The organism is Dechloromonas agitata is5 (assembly GCF_000519045.1).
In the GTDB taxonomy this organism is placed as follows: domain Bacteria; phylum Pseudomonadota; class Gammaproteobacteria; order Burkholderiales; family Rhodocyclaceae; genus Azonexus; species Azonexus agitatus.
Genome location: NZ_KI912532.1, coordinates 2634522 through 2653995, shown reverse-complemented (window position 1 = coordinate 2653995; position 19474 = coordinate 2634522). Strand labels below are relative to the sequence as shown.

Genomic DNA, 19474 nt, shown 5'->3' with positions numbered 1-19474 from the left:
CGATAGCACGGCAACCCTGAGTCCTCCCTGATGCGACACCTGCTGACACTCCTGCTTTCCCTGCCCGGCCTGGCTGTTGCCGGCAGCCCCCTTTCCCTGTCCCTGCATGATGCCGAAGCCCTTTGGCGCGAACACAGCCGCGAACTCCGCCTGGCGGATACTGCCGTGACCGGCGCCGTGGCCGACATGCAGGCCGCCGGCCAGCGCCCCAACCCCGACTTCTCGCTCAACGCCCTGTCGGTCAGCCCGCAATCCGGCCTGGGCGGCGGCGCGCTGAAGGACAAGCGGATGGACACCCAGTTTCGCCTCGAACAGCTGATCGAGCGCGGCGGCAAGCGCGACCTGCGCGTCAGGGGTGCCGAGGCGCGCCTCGATGCCGCCCGGCTGGAGCGCGACGACACGGCCCGCCAGCAGCTCGGCGACCTGCACCAGGCCTATTACAACCTGCGTCTGGCGCAGGAAAAGCTCGAACTCGCCCGCGATACCGCAGCCCTCTACGGCAAGTCGGCCCAGGCCGGCCGGCTGCGCCAGAAGGCCGGCGATCTGGCACCGGTCGACGTCTCCCGCCTGCAGATCGACCAGGCCCGGGCCGAAGCCGATGCCCGGCAGGCGCAGGCCGACCTGGCCCAGGCCCAGCAGATGCTCGCCTACCTGATCGGCCGCGACCGCGAAGCCGAGCAACTGGTCGCCGCCGACAACTGGCCGCAACTTGAGGAAATTGCCTTCCAGGCCGCCCCGCTCGACGAGCGCCCCGACCTGGCCGCCGCCCGCAAGCGCCTGCAGGCCGCCGAGGCCGACCGCGATCTGGCCCGCGCCAAGCGCAATCGCGATATTTCGGTCGGCGTCCAGTTCGAACGCAATCTGCAGAATGCGCCGACCAACAGCTACGGCTTCGGCGTCAGCGTGCCGCTCTTCATCTGGCACGAGTACGAGGGCGAAATCGCCCGCGCCGAAAGCGATTACAACGCGGCCCGCCTGCTCGTCGAACAGCAGCAGGCCGTCGCCATCGGCCAGGTTGCCCAGGCCCGCAGCACCTTGCTCGCCGCCCGCGACCGCATGCAGCGCCTGGAGGGTGGCCTGCTGGCCGATGCCGAGCGCGTCGCCAGGGCGGCCGAACTCGCCTACGGCAAAGGTGCCATGAGCCTGATGGACCTGCTCGACGCCCGCCGAACCCTGCGCCAGATCCAGATCGAAACCACCAGTGCGCGGGCCGATTACGCCAAAGCCTTGTCTGCCTGGCAGGTCCAGGCCGAATTCAGGAAAACCCCATGAAGCTGACTCCCATCCTGGTTGCCCTCCTGTTCGCCCTCGCCGGCTGTTCGGCCGAACCGGAAGCGCCGAAGGCCGCCAACGTCAAGGTCGAGGGCGATATCGCCCTGCTCGCCGAGCCGGACAAGGCCGGTTTCCTCAAGCTCGCCGTCGCCGAGCCGGACAAGGGCGGCCTGTTGCGCCTGCCCGGCCGCCTGGTCTGGAACGAAGAAAAGACGGTGCGCGTCTTCCCGCAGGTCGGCGGACGGGTCCAGCGCATCGCGGTCGATGTCGGCACCCCGGTCAAGATCGGCCAGCCCCTCGCCATCCTGAGTTCGCCCGACTACGGCCAGGCCCTGGCCGATGCCCGCAAGGCACGGGCCGACGCACAGGTCGCCGCCCAGGCGCTGGAGCGCACCCGCGTGCTGCGCGAGGCCGGCGTCGTTGCCGAGAAGGACTGGCAACAGGCCGAAGCGGCGGCGATTGCTGCCCGGGCGGAAGCCGAACGGGCTGGCCGACGGGTCGCCGGGCTGGGGGGCGAAGGCGATGGCAGCTACGCGCTACGCAGTCCGCTGGCCGGCAGCGTCGTCGAGCGCAACCTGAATCCGGGCCAGGAATTCCGCCCCGACCAATCCGGCCCGCCGCTGTTCGTGGTCACCGATCCGAGCAGCCTGTGGATTCAGATCGACGCCAGCGAGGCCGACCTGGCCCGCCTGCGGAAGGGCGAGCCGCTGCTGATCGAAACCCGGCAATATCCGGGCGAGCGTTTCACCGGCGTCATCCGCCATGTCGCCGATTTCGTTGATCCGACTACGCGCACCATCAAGGTCCGGGGCGAAGTGCCCAACCCCGATCGCCGCCTGAAAGGGGAAATGTTCGTCAATGCCCTGGTCGAGCTGGAAGCGAGCCCGGCCTTGCGCGTGCCGGCCTCCGCCGTTTTCCTGTTGGGCGACAAGCGCTATGTTTTCGTCGAGGAAGCCGCCGGCCGTTACCGCAGGCAGGCGGTCGAGGCCGGCATCGAGCGCGACGGGCAGGTCGACATCCTGGGCGGCTTGCAGGCGGGCGACAAGGTCGTGGCCGAGGGCAGCCTGCACCTGCTCAAATACTTCAGGCCGGCCGGTGCCGCTGAAAAGCAGGCGGCAAAATGATCAAGCGCATCAGCCACTTCGCGCTGCATCAGCCGCTGTACATCGTCCTCGGCCTGCTGCTTTTCATCGGCGCCGGCATCGCCGCCTTCCGCAGCCTACCGATCGAGGCCTTCCCGGATGTCACCGACACCCAGGTCACGATCATCACCCTCTTCCCCGGGCGCGCCCCGGAAGAAGTAGAGAAGCAGGTCACCATTCCGCTCGAAATCGCCCTGTCCGGCGTGCCGAACTCGATCCGCATGTTCTCGCACACGCAGTTCGGACTCTCCTTCATCGTCGTCACCTTCGACGAGAAACCCAGCCTGTTCATGGCGCGGCAACTGGTCGAGGAACGCCTGCGCGGCCTCGACCTGCCGCCTGGCGTCGAACCCGAACTGGCGCCGCCGGCCACGGCGACTGGCGAGATCTTCCGCTACCGGCTCGACGCACCGGGCATGAAGCCCAGCGAGCTGCGCGCCATCCAGGATTGGACGGTACTGCGCCAGCTCAAGCAGGTGCCAGGGATTGCCGACGTGGTCTCGCTCGGCGGCCCGATCCGCCAGTACGAAGTGAATCCCGACCTGGCCAAGCTGCGCGACTACAAAATCACCATCGGCCAGCTCTATGGCGCGCTGCAGCGGGCCAACGCCAATGCCGGCGGCGGCTCGGTGGCGCAGGGCCGGCAGCAGTTCCTCATCCGTTCCATTGGTCGCCTGCGCAGCTCGGCCGATATCGGCGAGGTCGTCGTCGCCGAAAACAACGGAACGCCGCTCCGTGTCCGCGACGTGGCCCAAGTGGTCGAGTCGCGCGTCCCGGCCCAGGGCATCGTCGGCTATACCGACGCCGACAGTGACCAGGACGACGTGGTATCCGGCATCGTCCTGCTGCGCAAGGACGAGAACCCCTCCCTGGTGCTCGATGCGCTGAAGGCGAAGGTGGACAAGCTGAACAGCGGCGGCCTGCCGGCCGGTGTGCAGCTGATTCCCTACTACGACCGCTCCTGGCTGATCGGCAAGACCCTGAAAACCGTCTACAGCAACCTGCTGGAAGGCGCGGCGTTGGTCATGCTGGTGCTCTACATCTTCCTGGCCGACCTGCGGGCCGCCGGCATCGTCGCCACCGTGATCCCGCTCGCCCTGCTCGGCACCTTCATCGGCCTCAGCCTGGTCGGCATTCCCGCCAACCTGCTGTCGCTGGGGGCGATGGACTTCGGCATCATCGTCGATGGCGCGGTGATCGTCATCGAGAACATCTTCCGACGCCTCGGCGAAGCCAGCAAGCTGGAAGATCACCGGCCGCGCGTCCGGACCATCCACGAAGCGGTCATCGAAGTCGGCCGGCCGACGGTTTTCTCGATGATCATCATCATCGTCGCTCACCTGCCGATCTTCACCATGCAGCGCCACGAGGGCAAGATCTTTGCCCCGATGGCCTACTCCGTCGTCGCCGCGCTGATCACCTCGTTGATCCTGTCGCTGACGCTGGTTCCCTTCCTGTCGAAGATCGCCTTCCGCAACCACGTGCCGCACGAGGAAACCAAGCTGATGCACCGCCTGCACAACCTGTACGAACCGATGCTCGCCTGGGTGCTGGCCAACACGCGCAAGGTGCTGGGCGCCGCCCTGCTTGCCCTCGCCATTACCGCTGCCCTGGTGCCGAAACTGGGTACGGAGTTCCTGCCGGAACTCAACGAAGGCTCGATCTGGATCAACATCACACTGCCGACCTCGGTTTCCGTCGATGAGGCACGCGGCGAACTGCGCAAGCTGCGCCGCGTCATCGCCGATTTCCCCGAAGTCAAGGCGGTGATCTCCAAGGGCGGCCGCCCGGAAGACGGCACCGACCCGAAGAACATCAACATGACCGAAATGCTGGTCGACCTGAAACCGGACAGCGCCTGGCGCAAGGGCATGACCAAGGAACAACTGGTCCGCGACATGGAAGACAAGCTGAACGACATGCCGGGTATCGAGCCGACCTTCAGCCAACCGGTACGCGACCAGATCCTCGAATCCATCTCGCAGATCGACGGCCAGATCGTCATCAAGCTGTTCGGCGACGACATGGCAACGCTGCGTGCCGAAGGCCGGCAAATCCTCGACCGCATCGGCAACGTGCCCGGCGTCGTGCGCGCCTTCATCGACCGCGATGGCGACCTGCCGCAGTACCGTCTGGAAATCGACCGTGCCGCAGCTGCCCGCTACGGCCTGAACGTGATGGACGTCCAGGACGTCGTCGAAACAGCCCTGGCCGGCAAGGCCGCCACCGAGCTGTGGGAAGGCGACCGCCATTTCAGCGTCGTCGTCCGCCTGGCCGAACCCTCGCGCCAGCTCGACAAGCTGAAGGAAGTGCTGGTCCCGACGCCCGCCGGGGCTCAGGTGCCGCTCTCGGCGCTGGTCGATTTCAAGCTCGGCAGCGGCGCCATGAACATCGCCCGCGAATCCGGCCAGCGCGTCGTCGCCATCGGCGTCTTCATCCGCGACCGCGACATGGGCAGCGTCGTCGCCGACATGCAGAAGGCAACGGCCGACATGAAGTTGCCGCAAGGCTACACGATCACCTGGTCCGGCGAATTCGAGAACCAGGAGCGCGCCATGCAGCGCCTGATGCTGGTCGTGCCACTTTCCATACTGATGATCTTCGTGCTGCTCTTCGACGCCTTCAAGTCCTTCCGTGACGCGCTGATCATCATCTGCAACATTCCCTTCGCACTGATCGGTGGCATCTTCGCCCTGCTGCTCACCGGCATCCCGCTCTCGGTATCTGCCGCCATCGGCTTCATCGCCCTGTTCGGCCAGGCCGTGCTCAATGGCGTCGTGATGGTCAGCCATATCAACCAGTTGCGCCTGGAAGGCATGCGTCCCCACGAAGCAGTCTTCCGCGGCGCCCTCTCCCGTCTGCGCACCGTGCTGATGACCGCCTGGCTGGCCATGCTCGGCCTGCTGCCGATGGCGCTGTCGCGCGGGATCGGTTCGGAGACCCAGCGTCCGCTGGCGCTGGTCGTCATCGGCGGCCTGATCTCCGCCACGATCCTGACCCTGTACGTACTGCCCGCCCTTTATCATTACGTGGCGACCCACCCCCGGCTGGCCCGCGCGCTGCACTGAACGACGTGCCAAGATCGCTCACCCACATCGCCGCATTGCTCCTGCTGGCCGGAGCCGCCTGGGCCCTGAGCGATGACGAGGTCACGGTCGACTACCGGGATGGCACCTATTACGGCAGCCTGCGCCTGAGAACGCCGGCCTCGCCCGCTGTCGTGATGGCCGTGCTGACCGATTTCGAACGCATGCCGGAATTCATGCCGGGCCTGACCAGCAGCCGCATCGTTGCCCGCCATCACAACCAGTACCAGGTCGCCCAGCAAGGAAAAATCAGCTTCGGCCCCTTCTCGATGCCCTTCGAAAGCCTGCGCCAGATCGAGCTTGTCGACGGCCGGCGCATCCTGTCCAAATCCCTCTCGGGGTCGGCTCGACGCATGCAGAGCGTGATGCAGGTCCGCCCCCTGGAGGGCGGCAGCGAAATCGATTACCGCATCGAGATCGAGCCGGCCAACTGGCTACCCAGTTCCCTCGGCAGCAACTTCCTGCAACACGAACTGGCCGAGCAGTTCAATGCCCTGAGCCGGGAAATGTTGCGCCGACACTGATCCGCTGCGCCCCTCACCCGTGGCGCGCCACCTCGATCGGGTCGAGCTGGGCCGCCCTCCTGGCCGGCACATAGCCCAGTTCGCCGCTCAGGGCAGATGCGCCGGTTTCCTTGGGATGAAGGGCATAGCGCGTCAGCAACAGCGGGCCAAATTCGCTATCAGAGGTCTGCTTGCCCCCTGCCGAATCATTGTTTGTATCGGTACGTTGATTGTTATCCATGAAAAACCGCCTCATTGAAAATAATGCCGTTGACATTTTCCATCCGACACCATCGATACACCAATGTAAAATTCGTTTGGTATAGAACCCTCCCGCAAAGGAATCCATGTTCCGGACAGTTCCCCAACCCTTCCAGATCGTCGCATTGACCGTCTTGGCGCTCTTGGCCCCGGCGGCCTGCGCCAGCCCGGACTTCTCGGCCCTGCCGCGTACCGAGTCACCGAATCTTGCGCGGGTCAAGCCGCCGGCCAATCCCAGGGTGTTGAACGAACACATGCCCCGCGACCAGATCGAGAAGTTGCCCATCCCGCAGCAGTCGCCGGAACTGACTGCCGCCTTGCTCGATCTGGAAAAAGGTAGCATCGAGGAACGGATTGCCAAGCTCAAGAAGAAGACCATCGCCGATCTGATCTATGTGCGCGGCGGTTCCTTCATGCGCGGGGATTTCGCCAAGATCGCCGGCATTGGCGCCGCCTTGACGGCCAGCATGGACGACAAGGTGGTCAAGGAAATCACCTTGAGCGATTTCTGGATGGGCAAGTACAAGATCACCTATGCCGAGTTCGATGTGTTTACGGATGCGACCGGGAGGAAGCGCACGGGGATAGAGGATGATGGAGAAGGCCGCCATCCGCTGATCCCCGCTGGAGCATACTGGCAGGAGGCCAAGGACTACTGCCAGTGGCTGGGGCAAATCACCGGCTACCCCTTCGATCTGCCGACTGAGGCGCAGTGGGAATATGCGGCGCGTAGCCGGGGACAGTTCTTTGCGACGGCGACGGATGACGGGAATTTGGTGTACGGACGAAACACCCCAAAGGACGAACAGGCAGACAGAATTTCAAAGAGGCATGCTAGAACGAGCGATAGGCGCTATCCGGTTGGCCTCTTTCCGGCAAACCCACTCGGACTATACGACATGGCTTATTTGTCTTTCGAATGGGTGAACGACTGGTACGCCGAAGATGCTTACGAAAAATCGTCGATGCACGATCCACTTGGACCAAGCACCGGGACAGAAAAGGTGATTCGGAGTTGGTATCTGGGAAATGGGCAGATTATCGGCACCAGCATCTGGCGTAAGACTAAAAAACCGATTCCGTATCGGATGAATTCTCGTGACGAATATGTGCCAGTGAACACTTATAACTCCCCCACCCTCCGCTGCGTCGTCAACAGCGCGCCAGCCAGGCAGTAACAAGAACGAAGCACCAGCCTAAGCAACCAGAGCTTCCTCACCTCACGCCACGGCCGAATAGAACCCGCCCTCCGCCGACGCAAACAGCGGATGGTCTTTATCCATATCGCGTTGCAGGGCGTACTCCATCGAGTTGTTCGCCACCGCCACATAGCCCCGCGTCGGGTCTTCCTTGAGCGTGCCAGTCACTTGCTCATACCAGCCCCCAAAATCGCCATTCATCGCGATCTGGTCGATTTCTCCGCCCAGCGATTGTCGCGCCGCCGACAATTGCTGACCGGTGAAGCCGGCCTTGTTCATATATTCCTGGAATTGGTCTTCCTGCGTTGTCGTGCCGGGGAAATCCATGCCACCAGGGCCTTCTAGTGCGAAGAACTTATTGAGCATGTTTAGATTGGTACTAAAGCTTCCCTTGCTTCCATCTGCCCCGATATGCTGGATCACATTCTCAATATCCGCCTTCAACTGTGTCTGGCGCAGGATGGCGAGTACCGCACCCTTCTGGGTGCGCAGATAACCGCTACCCAGCCCCGGCTCGACCATGAAGCTTTCCTTGCCGTGTCGAGTGAGCTGGTAGATCAGAATACCCTTGCTCTCCGGTGGACTGAAACGGGTTTGGTTCGGGTTGGCCAGAATACGCTGACCGAGATCGTAGGAGGCTCGAGCTTTTCTGTAGTCTTTTTCCATATCTACAAAGAGTTGGATTAAGTCATCAGTTGTATTAAGGAAATACTGCTCAATCTTCTTCCCCTGACAAACCATCAGGTAGGTCAAATACTGAAACGCCTCAAACCCTCGCTTGGAGACAATCACCAAATTCCTGAACCCAACATTAAGCAGGTTGTAGTAAAGCCAGTAAAGGAAACTGGCGATTTGCTTCACATTCACCGCAAAGCTGACCGTACCCTCCGCGCCCACTCCAAAGCAAATGCCGGCATGGGCGGTCACGCGAAACACGCCGTCCACATAGTCGATCATCAGCTTGGCCGAGGCACCGATGCCGGCCTGACCTTGTAGCTCCGGTGCGATGCTCGCCATAGCCTCGAATTCCTTCTTGGCGTTGTGCGGGTTGCGCCATTGCAGGCTGCCCTTGAGTTCCAGCCCGCCCTTTGCACCGGCGAAGAGACTGACTTCCGCCGCCACGCCCGCCGTGTTCTTCCAGCCGTCGGCCTGCCCGCTCACGTCAATTTTGCGGGTACGCTTGGCCTTGTTGCGTTTGCCGGATAGCCGGGCTTCCTTGGCGGGTTTCTTCTTTCCATCGAGATCGGTGGTATCGATATCTTTCATTGCCACCCCGAGCGATACCTCACCCGCCAGGCTGACGCCGATCACCCCTTTCAGTTCCGCCGCCGCCACCAGGCGAATGGCGCCCATGTCGTAGGGTTTGCCGGGCATTGATTTTCCGTTGGCGATTGCGCCGATCTGCTCGATATCCAGCAAATAGAGCATGACGCCTTCTTTGGAAGGCAAAAACAAACTCGCACCGGCCTTGCCTTCGGCAAAGGCGATTTCCGCGCTGCCTTCGGCCTTGATATTGACGTTGCCTTTGAGCGGTGTAATCTCCCCCGACAGGCTGCCGCCGGTGAAGTAGCGCATCGCCGCAGCATCTGCCGAGAGATCAATGTCGCCCAATTGCGTATCGCCAAAGACCAGCTTGCCCTCCTGGCTGAAGGTGGCGTTGGCATTCCAGTTGGCGAGTGCTTCGGGACCGAGCGTGCCGGTATTGCTGATTTCCAGCTTGAAGAAATCCTTGCTCTTGAGTTTTAGTCCCTGAACTTGCTCGCCCAGGTATTGCCGCATTTTGGTGCGGTCAATCTTGCGTTTTCCGTCCTTGCCTTCTTTGTACACCTCCGCCCATTTCATGGACTTGTCGTCCTTGAATTTAGGCCAGGAGGCTTTCAGTTTGTCGGAGGAAACAACGCGTAAAGGACCAAGGCCCATGTAGCGTTCTTGTTGCGTGATCTTGTCCCGGATGCCGGCGGCGCTCTTGAAGCTCCACGATTTCTTGAGGTCAGTACCATCCCTCTTCCACTGGCCGTCCTCCTTGCCGCGATCAAAATTGGCCGGTTTGTCGCCTTTCTTTTCCATCAAGGGTACGAGTTCGATCAGCTTCTTGCCAGTTCCCCCCAGTTTGTCGAGGGGGGTGAGCGCTGTTCGCAGCTTTTCAGTGGCTTGCTCACGCCATTCCAACGCGAATCCTTGTGTCTTTTCGGCTTCCTTGATGACCGATTCCGCGATGCTTTTTTCGTTGATCGCCAATTCGCGGGCAATCGCTTCGAGCCGGGCATCGCAGACCGCCACCACCTCGTTGGCCAGCAACTGCTCATAGATCAAACGGTTCCATTGATCGAACTCGTTGTTGAGCGTGGTGATATCGCCGGCCGGGACGCCAATGACCTCGCCTGTATCAAGGCGCAAGTAAGCCATGGGTTCCGGTGCAATTTGCGCCTGCTCCTGACTGCCTTGGCGGGTGTTGGCTGTGCCGGTTTTCAGTTCCGGGGTACTGGCTCTATAGGACATCTTCTGGCTCTCGTTTCTTTTTTCAGACCACAAGCGGCTTATTTGCCCCACTGCAGTTTCAACTGTTCGGCTTTAGCGAAGGTCAAGCGGGCGGTTTGACCTTTCTCGTCAGCGATCCCGCTGAATACGACCAGGCCCTTACCGTTCACGATCCGATAGGGGGCGCCGGCAATCGGTGCCTGCGTTTTCTCGTCTCGAATGACGAATTGTTCGTCGTAGAGGTCTTTCGACTTCGGGAAGCTCAGACCATCTGGCGAAGCGCTGGCCGGCCCCGTCCAACTCTTCTGACTGGCCTTGAACTCCACCTTCCCCGGCGCATGCAGTTCGATACTCCCCCCCTCGATCTTCAGGTAAGCCCCCTGGGCGGTGGCCAGGATTTTCTGTTTGGCGCTGGCATTCAGGTTGCCGGTGGTGCTGGCCAGGGTGACTTTCTTGTCGGCGGCAGCAGTCGTCTTGCCGCTCTGGCTTTGCAGGCTGACGCTACCGCTGGCGGCATGGAGGTGGATGCCGGTTTCCTGGTTGGGTTTCTGTTTGTCGCCCGCTTTGCCGACGGTGTAGAGGGCGAGGCCGTTCTTTACCGCGAGGCTGTGGTTGCCTTGGGCGATGAGGTTGGTGTCTTGCCCGGTGGCGATGGTGAGGTGCTTGCCGGCGGCCAAGATTTGGTCCTGGGGGGTGAGTTGGGCGATGCCGGCCGGGGCGTTGAGTTGGAGGCGCGGTTCGGACCAGGCGGGAATGCTGCCGGTGCCGCCTTGCGTGGTTTTGATGGTGCCGTGGCTACCCTGCCCGACGTTCTGGCTGGCGGTGGCCTTCAGGACGCTGGCTGCGTGCTGGAGGCTGTCGATGGCGGGAAGCTGGTCGGCGGCAGGGTCGCCTTGGAGGGCGGCGTTTTGTTGGGCGGCGACTGCGGCGAGGCTTTGGCTGAGGCGCTGGGCGTCTTCGGTCTGGGCGATGGCTTCGCCGCTGTCGAGGTGGGCGCCGCTGGCGTGGGGCCGGGCGTCGGTGCTGAGGTAGAGACCGTTGCCGGCACGCAGGGCGAGGCTGGCCTGGGTCTTGAGTTCGGCGCCGTGGCCGCGGTCGGCTTGGCGGGCGTTGCCGGTTTGCTGTTTGAGGTGACCGAGCTGGAGGTGGCTCTGATATTGGGTGGTGCCGAGTTCGATGCGTGATTCGCCCGGGGTGTCGTCGAAGACGAGATGGTTGTGGCCACCCTGCCCGTTCCGGCTGGTAGCGAGTTGTTGGGTCTTGAGGCCGGAGAGGCTGGCCTGGTGGGTGTGTTGTCGATCGCTTTGGCCGGCGAAGAAGGCGGGGGCGTTGGGGCTGGCTTGTTGAGTGCCGCTGCCGAGGCAGTTGCCGGCGACATCGGTTTGGCCGCTACCGTTGTAGGCGGCGCCGATGATGAGGGGGCGGTCGATGTTGCCGTCCTGGAAGGCGACGAGGACTTCCTGGCCGGGACGCGGTACGAGGTGGCCGCCCCAGTTGCCGCCGGCGACGGGACTCATGACGCGGAGCCAGACGCCGAGGGCATGGCCGGCCGGGGCGTTGTCTGATCCGCTCGGGTGCGGGCTGCGACTGGCGGCTTGGCTGCCGCGTTGCCAGGGAAACTGGACACGGACGCGGTGGTCGCGGTCGGTATGGGTGGGGCTGCCGTCGCCGACGACGATGGCGGTCAGCGTGCCGCGGGCGGTTGGCCGGGGGTGGATGCAGCGGCCGTGGGCATCGGTGCTCAGCGGCTTCCAGGGAATGTCGGCACGGAGGGCGCTGATCCGGTTGCGATAGAAGTCGATACCGTGTTCTTCAGTGCTTTCCTGATCGGCATTGCCGTTCGCGTTCGCGGAGGAAAGCATGTTCAGGGCATTGCGCGCTTCGTGGGTGACGGCGGTGATGAGAAATTGGCGGTGTTCCTCGGTGTCACGATCATGCTCGGGGTGGTCGGCCAGCGTGAAGGTGGTGCCGGGGGCGGCGCTGCGGACGGTGCCCTGGCCGTGGTATTGCTTCAAGCGCGCGTCGATGGCCTGGCGTTGGTTGCCGAGCATGCGCTCGCCGTGGGCGCTGTTCGGCCAGGCGTATTGGCCAGGGTCGTGCCAGGCGGCGGTGCGCGGTAGTTGGCCGTTGGCGATGGCGCTGGCAGCGCTTTGCGGACGGCTGGACAGGCTGCGGTAGTCCCAGCTGCTGGCGTGGCTGTCGGTGGTGTCGATCTGACGCAGGCCATGCCACTGGTCGAGGCTGTCTTCCCCCAGCGTGGCGCCGGCCTGGGTGTAGCGGATGCGGGGCTGGGGGTTGGGGGCGAAGGCGCCGTTGCGGTCGGCAATGATCAGGGAATGCCGGCCAAGGGCTTCGCCCGCTTCGGCCCGGTGCTCGAACCAGCAGAAGAGCCCTTCTTCGGCGAGGAGGCGCTTGAGGAAGGCGAGGTCGCTTTCGCGATATTGCACAGTCATGCCACGCTTGGGGTAGGCCGCCGGGTCGGCCAGGCGCCATTCCCAGTCCGGGACGAGCTTACCCTGACCTTTCCAGTCGCCAAGAAGTTCATCGACGATGTCGATGACGCTCTTGTCCTGAAAGAGGTAGTTGTCGCGGTTATGGCCGAGGAAGGCGAGCCAGGGTTCGATGATCAGCCGGTAGCGCCCAAAGCCGCCGTCGGCACCTTGCCGCGTGATTTGCGTAATGTGGCCGTGGAACGGGCGCCGAACATCGCGCGAGGCGGAGGTTTGTAGATCGAGGCGGACGGGTTGGCCGAGCAAGGCCGTCAGCGATTGATCGGCGTTGAGCGATAGCGCGCTGAGTTCGATGCGGAAACCGGCGTGTTCGACAACCGGCCCGAGGGCTTCGTCGATTGTCACGCGCTCGGCCAGCAGCGCCTCTGGCCCGGCCGGCGTGGTCAGTTTGAGCAGGCGGTCGTTCTGGCTCCAGCCGGCGCCGCCGGCGATCATGTCGAGCAGGGTATTCATGGTCTTGTTTGCCGTGAAAGAGGTTGGCCTGGTAGGCGGTCAGCGCAATTCCCAGAAACGGATGTCGAGCGGGTGACAGGCTGCCGCCTTGCAGCACAGGGGTTGTGCATTGCGGCCGTCGACCAGTCCGATCAACCCGCCGGACGGGCCATTACCCTGAACAAAGGCGACGATGCCACGCCGGCCGAAGAGCTGGCCGGCGACCTCGCCGAGGCCATGATCGAGCGGAATGATCTCCGGCAAGGCATAGCGTTCGGAAAGCCAGTCAGCCAGCCGGTTGGCACCGCGGCACACCCGCCGGCCAGCGAGCGGCCCGGCGGCGATGGCTTGCGTGCCGGTCAGCGGAGCCCCTACGGCAAGCAGGGCCAGGCTGGTGACCAGGGCGCTGTTGGCACGTTGCGCGCCCTGCTCCGCCCAGCCCAACTCGGCGGCCAGGGTTTGCGCATCGCGGCAGGCGTAGCGGCGATAGGCGTTGGCGAAATTGGCATAGCTCAGGTTGAACATTCAGTCACTCCTCGCCCGGCTTACTTGATGGTGTATTTGAATTCGCCGTTTTTGCCGGCACTCAGCTTGATGCGTTCGACACCGCCTCCCTCGGCCATGCGGGCGAGAACGACCTCGGCGATTTCGGGCAGCAGCGAGCCATTGAGGATGTGGTCCACATTGCGCGCCCCGGAATCCACTTCCGTGCAGCGAGCAAGAACAGCCTCGACCAGCTTCTCGTCCCAGGTGAACTCGGCCTTGTGGTTGGCGGCAATGCGGTCGCGGATGCGGCCGAGCTTGAGTTCGATGATGCCGACCAGCACGTCGTCGGCAATCGGGTAATAGGGCACGACCTTCATGCGCCCGAGGAAGGCCGGCTTGAAGGACTTGAAGAGCACTGGGCGCAGGGCATCGGCCAGATCGTCGGCACCGGGCAGTTCGTCGGCCGGTTTGTTCAGGCAAGCCTGCATGATCTGGCTGGAGCCGACATTGCTGGTCAGAATGATAAGGGTATTGCGGAAATCGATTTCGCGACCTTCCGCGTCATCGAGCACCCCCTTGTCGAAGACCTGGAAGAAGAGTTCGAGCACGTCCGGATGGGCTTTCTCGACCTCATCGAGCAGCACGACGCTGTAGGGATTGCGGCGGACCGCCTCGGTAAGCACCCCGCCTTCGCCATAGCCGACGTACCCCGGCGGCGAGCCCTTCAGGCCGGAGACGCTGTGTGCCTCCTGGTATTCACTCATGTTGATGGTAACCAGCTTGCGTTCGCCGCCGTACAGGATATCGGCCAATGCCAGCGCCGTTTCGGTCTTGCCGACACCGGACGGGCCGACAAACAGGAAGACGCCCTTCGGCTTGTTCGGATCCTCCAGATTCGCCCGGGCCGTCCGCACGCGCTGCGCAATGGCTTCCAGCGCATGATCCTGGCCGATTACCCGCTCCTGCAGCAAGGGCTTCAGGTTGAGGACGGTATTGATCTCGTCCTTCACCATCTTTCCGAGCGGAATCCCCGTCCATGCTGCAATGATCTCGGCCACGACATGGCCATCGACCTGCAGCGGCACCATCGGCGCATCACCCTGCAATTCGCGCAGACGCAGCAAGGCTTTGTCGAGTTCCGCGTCTCCCGTCGACTCGTTAGCCTTCTTGCTCCCTTTCACTTTCGATCGGGCATGGGCAACCGGCGCCTCGCCTTGCTCCAGTTGGCCGCGCAATTCGAGAATGCGATTGACCAGCCCCTTCTCCTCGTCAAACCGCGCCTGCAGGATGGCCAGGTCGGATTCGATGGCGGCAATCTGCGCCTTGAGCTCCGCGATCCGGACATCGTGCCAGGCGCCGCTGGTCGCCTCACGCGCCAAGGCCGCCAGTTCAGCCTTTTCACGCAACAGGCGCTTGTCGGCCTCGTCGATCAGGGCCGGCGTTGCGCTTTGCCCGAGCGCGACCTTGGCGCAGGCGGTGTCCAGCACGCTGATCGCCTTGTCCGGCAACTGGCGGCCGCTGATGTAGCGGTGCGACAGGCGGACCGCCTCGGTCACCGCCTCGTCCAGCACGCGGATGCCGAAGTGCTTTTCCATCAACGGCACCATGCCGCGCAGCATGGCTGCTGCCAGCGGCTCGCTCGGTTCCTCGACCTTGACGACCTGGAAACGGCGGGCCAGAGCGGCATCCTTCTCGAAATACTTCTTGTATTCGGCCCACGTTGTCGCCGCCACGGTGCGCAACTCGCCGCGGGCCAGCGCCGGCTTGAGCAGGTTGGCTGCATCGTTCTGGCCGGATTGCCCGCCGGCCCCGATCATGGTGTGTGCTTCGTCGATGAACAGGATGATCGGCTTCGGGCTTTTCTTGACCTCGTCGATGACGTTCTTCAGACGATTCTCGAATTCACCCTTGACGCTGGCTCCGGCCTGCAACAGGCCCATGTCGAGGGTGTGCAGTTCGACGCCGAGCAGGGGCGGCGGCACATCTTCCTGCGCGATACGCAGGGCCAACCCTTCAACGACCGCCGTCTTGCCAACCCCTGCCTCGCCGGTCAGGATCGGGTTGTTCTGCCGGCGGCGCATCAGGATGTCGATCACCTGGCGAATTTCACCATCGCGCCCGATGACCGGGTCGACCTTGCCGTCCCGCGCCCGCTGCGTCAGGTTGGTGGTGAATTGGTCGAGGGCCGGTGTTTTGCCATTCGAAGCAACACCCTCCTGCGGTGAAGCATCACCCTGCCCGGCCCCGCCGGCCGCCCCCAGGCCAGCCACTTCGGCCGCCTCGGCAGAACCCTCGGTCATCTTGTCGAACTGGTGCTTGAGTTCATCAAGCCGCACCTTGGTCAGCAGTTGGGCGCCGCGCACGGCAAACTGGGCCAATTCCGGCTCGGTCAACAGGGCCAGCAGCAAGTGGCCGGAGCGAATGCGCGGCAGACGGGCATCGAGCGAGGCGATCAACCAAGCCTGTTCGAGCAGCTTGAGTATGCGCGGCGAGAAGACGGGCGTCCGCGTGTTGCCGGTCTTGAAGCGATCGATCTCCTGGTTCAACTCCCGCTCCAATCCCGTCGGGCTGATGCCACAGCGCTTGGCGATGACCAGCAGGTCGGCCCCCGGGTTTTCCAGCACGGCAACGAGCAGGTGTTCGAGATCGACCTCGTAATTGCCACGCGACAGGCACAGGCTGGCCGCCCGCTCGGCTGCCTGGCGGCAGGTGGTATTGAGTTTGCTGATCAGGGTTTTCAGGGAGTTGCTCATGGCGATGCTCTGGTTACTGGATGAAATGGGTCAAGTAGGCGGTGTCGGCCCGGTCTTCCGTCGCCGGCCGGCTCAGCATGAAACTGTCGTAGCCCAGGCGGCAGCCGCTTTGGTCGCCCAGGCAGGCCGGCTTGACATCTTCGGCCCGCAGGATGGGGCGGATTTCGTACTCGAACTGGCCGCCCGTCGCCAGCGAGAGGATTTTTTCCAGCGCAGCCGCCAGCCCCCCCCGAGGCAAAAAATCCAGGTAGCGCGCATGACGTAGCGGGCCGATGTGAATGCGCACCCGCAGGTTGCGTTGCCAGACGCGCTCGCCGAGCAGGGCATTACCGCCGAGCGTCATGTTCCTGCCGCCCAGCGTCGAACGTTGCTCGGCCGGCACGACGTACCAGTGACCGACAAATTGTTCGATTCGCACCGTCTCGCCGAAATAGCTGCCAATGGCCCTCTGCAGCGCCTCGGCCGAAACCGGCCGCTGCCGGAGCAGGCCGGCGAACTGGGCAACCGATTCATCGTCGATGGCGCCAGGCGCAGCGTTGAGGCGCTCGCGCAGGGCTTCGAAGCCAAGGCCACCCAGCGCCAGGATCAGCGGCAGGAAGCGGTTGCGGCGATCCATCTCGTACTGGATGGGCAAACGGTATTTTTTCCAGGCCCGGTAGAAATGGCCAACCGCCCGGTTGGTGAACAGATCGAGGAAGGCACGCCCCGATTCGTCGCGCTTGAAGCGGGCATGCTCGATCACCTGCTCGGTATAGTGGATGGGCAGCGTCCCGTTGACACCAAGCATGCCCATGAAACTGGGCGTGATCTCGACCTGCTCCAGTTCGCCGGTATCCAGCCCGGCCTCGTCCTGTTTGCTTCGCGCCGCAATGGCGTCGACCTGGCTCGGCGCAAAGCCAAGGCGCATCGAGTTGCGAAAGCGGATTCGCTCGCTGACCTCATCCCCCATCCCGCGCCGGCCTGACTCCCGGAAGATCAGCTCGTACAGCCGGACGAGTTGAAAGAACTCGTAGCGTTCCGGCTCCTGCAGGCTGTGCCCGGTCAGAGCAGGATCGAGTCGCCGTTGCGGGGCGCGCATCGGATCAGTTCCTCTCCCGTTCGGTTGGATACGACAACCAGCTGGACAAAGCTGTTCAGGCTGACATAAAGCCCGAGAAAGCGGTCGATGCAGCGGACGAATACATCCAGGCCGCTCCCGACGAAACTCGACGCGTCGATGCTCAAGCGGACTTCGACGCCCCGCACGAAGCAGGCGAAGGGCTGGCCGGGCATCCAGACCGTCCGGTCCGTCTGGGCGATATCCAGGATGCCCTCGATCTGCCGGCGGCTGGCGGCCGTGCGCGGCAGGTCGTAGAGCGCCAGCATTTCCTGGAAGGCCGCCAGGCCGCTTCCAGTCAACGACAGGTGGTTCAGCGACAAATGCGAAATGATGCGCCATTGCCCGTCGCGCCGATGATCGAAGCGGCAGGGCTGGCTCGGCTTGCGCAGCAGCTTGATCGCACGCACGCTCGAGCCGCCCTCCAGGAACAAGTCGCCGGACGGCAGGCCGACCGACATCAGGGTCGGCAGATCACGATTGGTGCAGGTCAGTTGCAGACTGAGGACATCGGTCTTCGGCTGCGCCGGGTCAAAATCGGCGTCGACCAGCGAGAGCGAGGTTTCATATCCCGGGCTGGTCTCGGCAAGCAGGGGATCGCGCTGGGCATACCAGTAATAGCCGTTGCGCTCGGGCGTTTCGCCATGGCGCAGCGAAAAGAAGGAGCGGAACTCGGTAATCGCCTCGCCCTGCGCCATCTGGCGTACACGACGCACGGCATCGATCGAATAGATGTCGTAGGCGTAGGCCCGCCGGCTATCGGCTACCACCGGGTAGCTGACCTGGCGGTGGGTAACGCGGATCGGGTCGCCGCGTTGGGCAAAAAGGTTGACCACCGGCACGCAGCCGAGACGCAGATTCTGGGAAGTCAGCGTCTGCAGCAGGCGGGAGGCATCGCTGTCGGCCCGCAGATCGCCCAACGCGACATGCAGGGTGATGCGACTCTCGCCCTGCAGGCTGGACGGGATGCTACCGATATCGATATCGAAGAAGTTGAATTTCTCCGGGAAGCAGAAATATTCGGTGAGGTAGCGATAGGCCGCATGCGAGGTGGCCGGCATGTCGATCAATGCCTCATCCTCGGCAAACCCGACCTCGCCGATCAGCCCCTCGCGGGCAACCCGCCAGCGCCCGTCGCCACCGGCGGCATACACTTTCAGGGTGCGGATGAACAATGCATCACGCAGTGCAGAAGCAACCGATGGCTCGGCATCGATGTAGACGCGCAGCTTGTTCAGCTTGCCGATCCCCGCTTCCTGGCAGCCCCCCCGGAGCGACAGCGAGAACGACAGCAGCGCATGGCACCCGAGCGGCAAGCGTACCTCGTTGGGTGCCGTGGCGATCGGATCGAAGGCCAGATCGCCGATGGCGGCCGGCGCCAGCGCGACATCCCAGGCCGTCCGGAATTTGCAGACGGCGCCCTTGATCGGCCGCGAATGCAATTCCGTGCCACGCGGGATGCGGGCGATGGCACTCAGCTCGCCACCGCCATGCTCGAAATGGGCAATCGAGCAGCTCGGGAACGGCCGCAAGTAATGTGGATAGAGAACGTTGAGCAGCGCCTCGGTGAATTGCGGATAGCTGTCCTCCAGCTTCTTGGAGACGCGTGCTGTCAGCAGGGCGAAGGACTGGATCATCCGCTCGACATGCGGATCATCGCAGCCCTCGCCGGAAAGCAGCAACTGGGCAGCGAGCTTGGGATAGCGCTCGGCAAACTGACGCGAGTGCTGGCGCAGAAAGGCCAGTTCGCGCTCGTAGAAGGGCAGCAGATCTTCCATCAGGCTGCTGGGCGCCGCTGCCGGCTGACGGAATACTGCAGGCTGGTCGGCGTCAACAGGGCATCGAAGCTGACCGGCTCCTGGGCCGGGCGAACGACGAGCACGGCATTGATTGAGAAATACAGTGCATTGATGGTCTTGCGCTGCAATTCGAGTTCCACCCGCACATCGCGCAGGCGCGGCTCATGGGCGGCAATCGCCCCTTCGATGGAGGAACAGATGCTGCGCCGGTGATGCACATTGGCCAGGCTGTGGCCAGCGAAATCGGCAAGGCCGAAGCCGGCAACCGAGCGCGCCGACAACGGAAAGGATTCGGCCATCGCCGGATCGAATACGACGCGGGTATTGAGCAGTGCCTCGAGATCTCGTGCCACGGAATCCTTCAATTGCTCCAGCGACAGGCGGCGCCGTGCTGCGCCCACCGGCTGATCATCGAAAATCTTGTCGAAAAACGACGGTTCGAAGCTGATATTCATAA

General features: G+C 63.4%; 13 protein-coding genes. 5 read left to right on the top strand and 8 right to left on the bottom strand.

The features are described from left to right. Nucleotides 1–30: 30 nt before the first annotated feature. Genes K420_RS0112920 through K420_RS18980 form a run of 4 tightly spaced genes read left to right on the top strand, consistent with a single transcriptional unit; the run spans nucleotide 31 to nucleotide 6024 of the window. Complete coding sequence (locus K420_RS0112920) at nucleotides 31–1272, top strand: TolC family protein (protein WP_027458433.1); 1242 nt, start codon at nucleotides 31–33, stop codon at nucleotides 1270–1272. After that, nucleotides 1269–2396 carry an efflux RND transporter periplasmic adaptor subunit gene (locus K420_RS0112915; protein ID WP_051453127.1) on the top strand — a complete coding sequence of 376 codons (1128 nt, stop codon included), beginning with the start codon at nucleotides 1269–1271 and terminating at the stop codon, nucleotides 2394–2396. The genes K420_RS0112920 and K420_RS0112915 overlap by 4 nt, the downstream gene beginning before the upstream one ends. Further along, entirely contained in the window at nucleotides 2393–5482 is a 3090-nt protein-coding gene (locus tag K420_RS0112910; protein ID WP_027458431.1) for an efflux RND transporter permease subunit, read from the top strand. Before K420_RS0112915 ends, K420_RS0112910 begins: the two co-directional genes overlap by 4 nt. 5 nt (nucleotides 5483–5487) lie before the next feature. Beyond that, entirely contained in the window at nucleotides 5488–6024 is a 537-nt protein-coding gene (locus tag K420_RS18980) for an SRPBCC family protein (protein ID WP_157275091.1), read from the top strand. 13 nt (nucleotides 6025–6037) lie between these two features. Here K420_RS18980 and K420_RS0112900 read toward each other — a convergent pair whose 3' ends face one another. Then, nucleotides 6038–6244: a hypothetical protein gene (locus K420_RS0112900; protein WP_027458430.1), complete on the bottom strand. Its 207-nt coding sequence runs from the start codon at nucleotides 6242–6244 to the stop codon at nucleotides 6038–6040. Nucleotides 6245–6350: 106 nt separating this feature from the next. Between K420_RS0112900 and K420_RS18975 the strand changes: the two genes are divergently transcribed. Next, nucleotides 6351–7442, top strand: a complete 1092-nt coding sequence (locus K420_RS18975; RefSeq protein WP_051453125.1) for a formylglycine-generating enzyme family protein — start codon at nucleotides 6351–6353, stop codon at nucleotides 7440–7442. Nucleotides 7443–7484: 42 nt separating this feature from the next. Here K420_RS18975 and K420_RS0112890 read toward each other — a convergent pair whose 3' ends face one another. The 7 genes from K420_RS0112890 to tssE are packed head-to-tail and all read right to left on the bottom strand — an operon-like array spanning nucleotide 7485 to nucleotide 19472. Further along, entirely contained in the window at nucleotides 7485–9962 is a 2478-nt protein-coding gene (locus K420_RS0112890; protein WP_157275090.1) for a hypothetical protein, read from the bottom strand. Between the two features lie 38 nt (nucleotides 9963–10000). Next, nucleotides 10001–12904 (bottom strand): type VI secretion system Vgr family protein, encoded by a 2904-nt coding sequence (locus tag K420_RS18970; RefSeq protein ID WP_051453124.1) that lies wholly within the window; start codon nucleotides 12902–12904, stop codon nucleotides 10001–10003. Between the two features lie 39 nt (nucleotides 12905–12943). Further along, a complete protein-coding gene (locus tag K420_RS0112880; protein WP_027458428.1) occupies nucleotides 12944–13408 on the bottom strand; it encodes a hypothetical protein in 465 nt (154 codons plus the stop codon). Nucleotides 13409–13428: 20 nt separating this feature from the next. Continuing rightward, nucleotides 13429–16122, bottom strand: a complete 2694-nt coding sequence (gene tssH, locus K420_RS0112875; protein ID WP_027458427.1) for a type VI secretion system ATPase TssH — start codon at nucleotides 16120–16122, stop codon at nucleotides 13429–13431. A 13-nt stretch (nucleotides 16123–16135) separates the two neighbouring features. Further along, nucleotides 16136–17200 (bottom strand): type VI secretion system baseplate subunit TssG, encoded by a 1065-nt coding sequence (tssG, locus tag K420_RS0112870; RefSeq protein ID WP_027458426.1) that lies wholly within the window; start codon nucleotides 17198–17200, stop codon nucleotides 16136–16138. Further along, nucleotides 17164–18996 (bottom strand): type VI secretion system baseplate subunit TssF, encoded by a 1833-nt coding sequence (gene tssF / locus K420_RS0112865; RefSeq protein ID WP_027458425.1) that lies wholly within the window; start codon nucleotides 18994–18996, stop codon nucleotides 17164–17166. The genes tssG and tssF overlap by 37 nt, the downstream gene beginning before the upstream one ends. After that, on the bottom strand, nucleotides 18996–19472 hold the full coding sequence (gene tssE / locus K420_RS0112860; protein ID WP_027458424.1) for a type VI secretion system baseplate subunit TssE: 477 nt from the start codon (nucleotides 19470–19472) through the stop codon (nucleotides 18996–18998). Before tssE ends, tssF begins: the two co-directional genes overlap by 1 nt. Nucleotides 19473–19474: the final 2 nt, after the last annotated feature.

Bases quoted from the DNA above. Each gene is read 5' to 3' on its own strand.
- tssG (WP_027458426.1), bottom strand. From the start codon at position 17,200: ATGCGCGCCCCGCAACGGCGACTCGATCCTGCTCTGACCGGGCACAGC.
- K420_RS0112880 (WP_027458428.1), bottom strand. From the start codon at position 13,408: ATGTTCAACCTGAGCTATGCCAATTTCGCCAACGCCTATCGCCGCTAC.
- K420_RS0112890 (WP_157275090.1), bottom strand. From the start codon at position 9,962: ATGTCCTATAGAGCCAGTACCCCGGAACTGAAAACCGGCACAGCCAAC.
- K420_RS18975 (WP_051453125.1), top strand. From the start codon at position 6,351: ATGTTCCGGACAGTTCCCCAACCCTTCCAGATCGTCGCATTGACCGTC.
- K420_RS0112915 (WP_051453127.1), top strand. From the start codon at position 1,269: ATGAAGCTGACTCCCATCCTGGTTGCCCTCCTGTTCGCCCTCGCCGGC.
- tssE (WP_027458424.1), bottom strand. From the start codon at position 19,472: ATGAATATCAGCTTCGAACCGTCGTTTTTCGACAAGATTTTCGATGAT.
- tssF (WP_027458425.1), bottom strand. From the start codon at position 18,996: ATGGAAGATCTGCTGCCCTTCTACGAGCGCGAACTGGCCTTTCTGCGC.
- tssH (WP_027458427.1), bottom strand. From the start codon at position 16,122: ATGAGCAACTCCCTGAAAACCCTGATCAGCAAACTCAATACCACCTGC.
- K420_RS0112900 (WP_027458430.1), bottom strand. From the start codon at position 6,244: ATGGATAACAATCAACGTACCGATACAAACAATGATTCGGCAGGGGGC.
- K420_RS18970 (WP_051453124.1), bottom strand. From the start codon at position 12,904: ATGAATACCCTGCTCGACATGATCGCCGGCGGCGCCGGCTGGAGCCAG.
- K420_RS0112910 (WP_027458431.1), top strand. From the start codon at position 2,393: ATGATCAAGCGCATCAGCCACTTCGCGCTGCATCAGCCGCTGTACATC.
- K420_RS0112920 (WP_027458433.1), top strand. From the start codon at position 31: ATGCGACACCTGCTGACACTCCTGCTTTCCCTGCCCGGCCTGGCTGTT.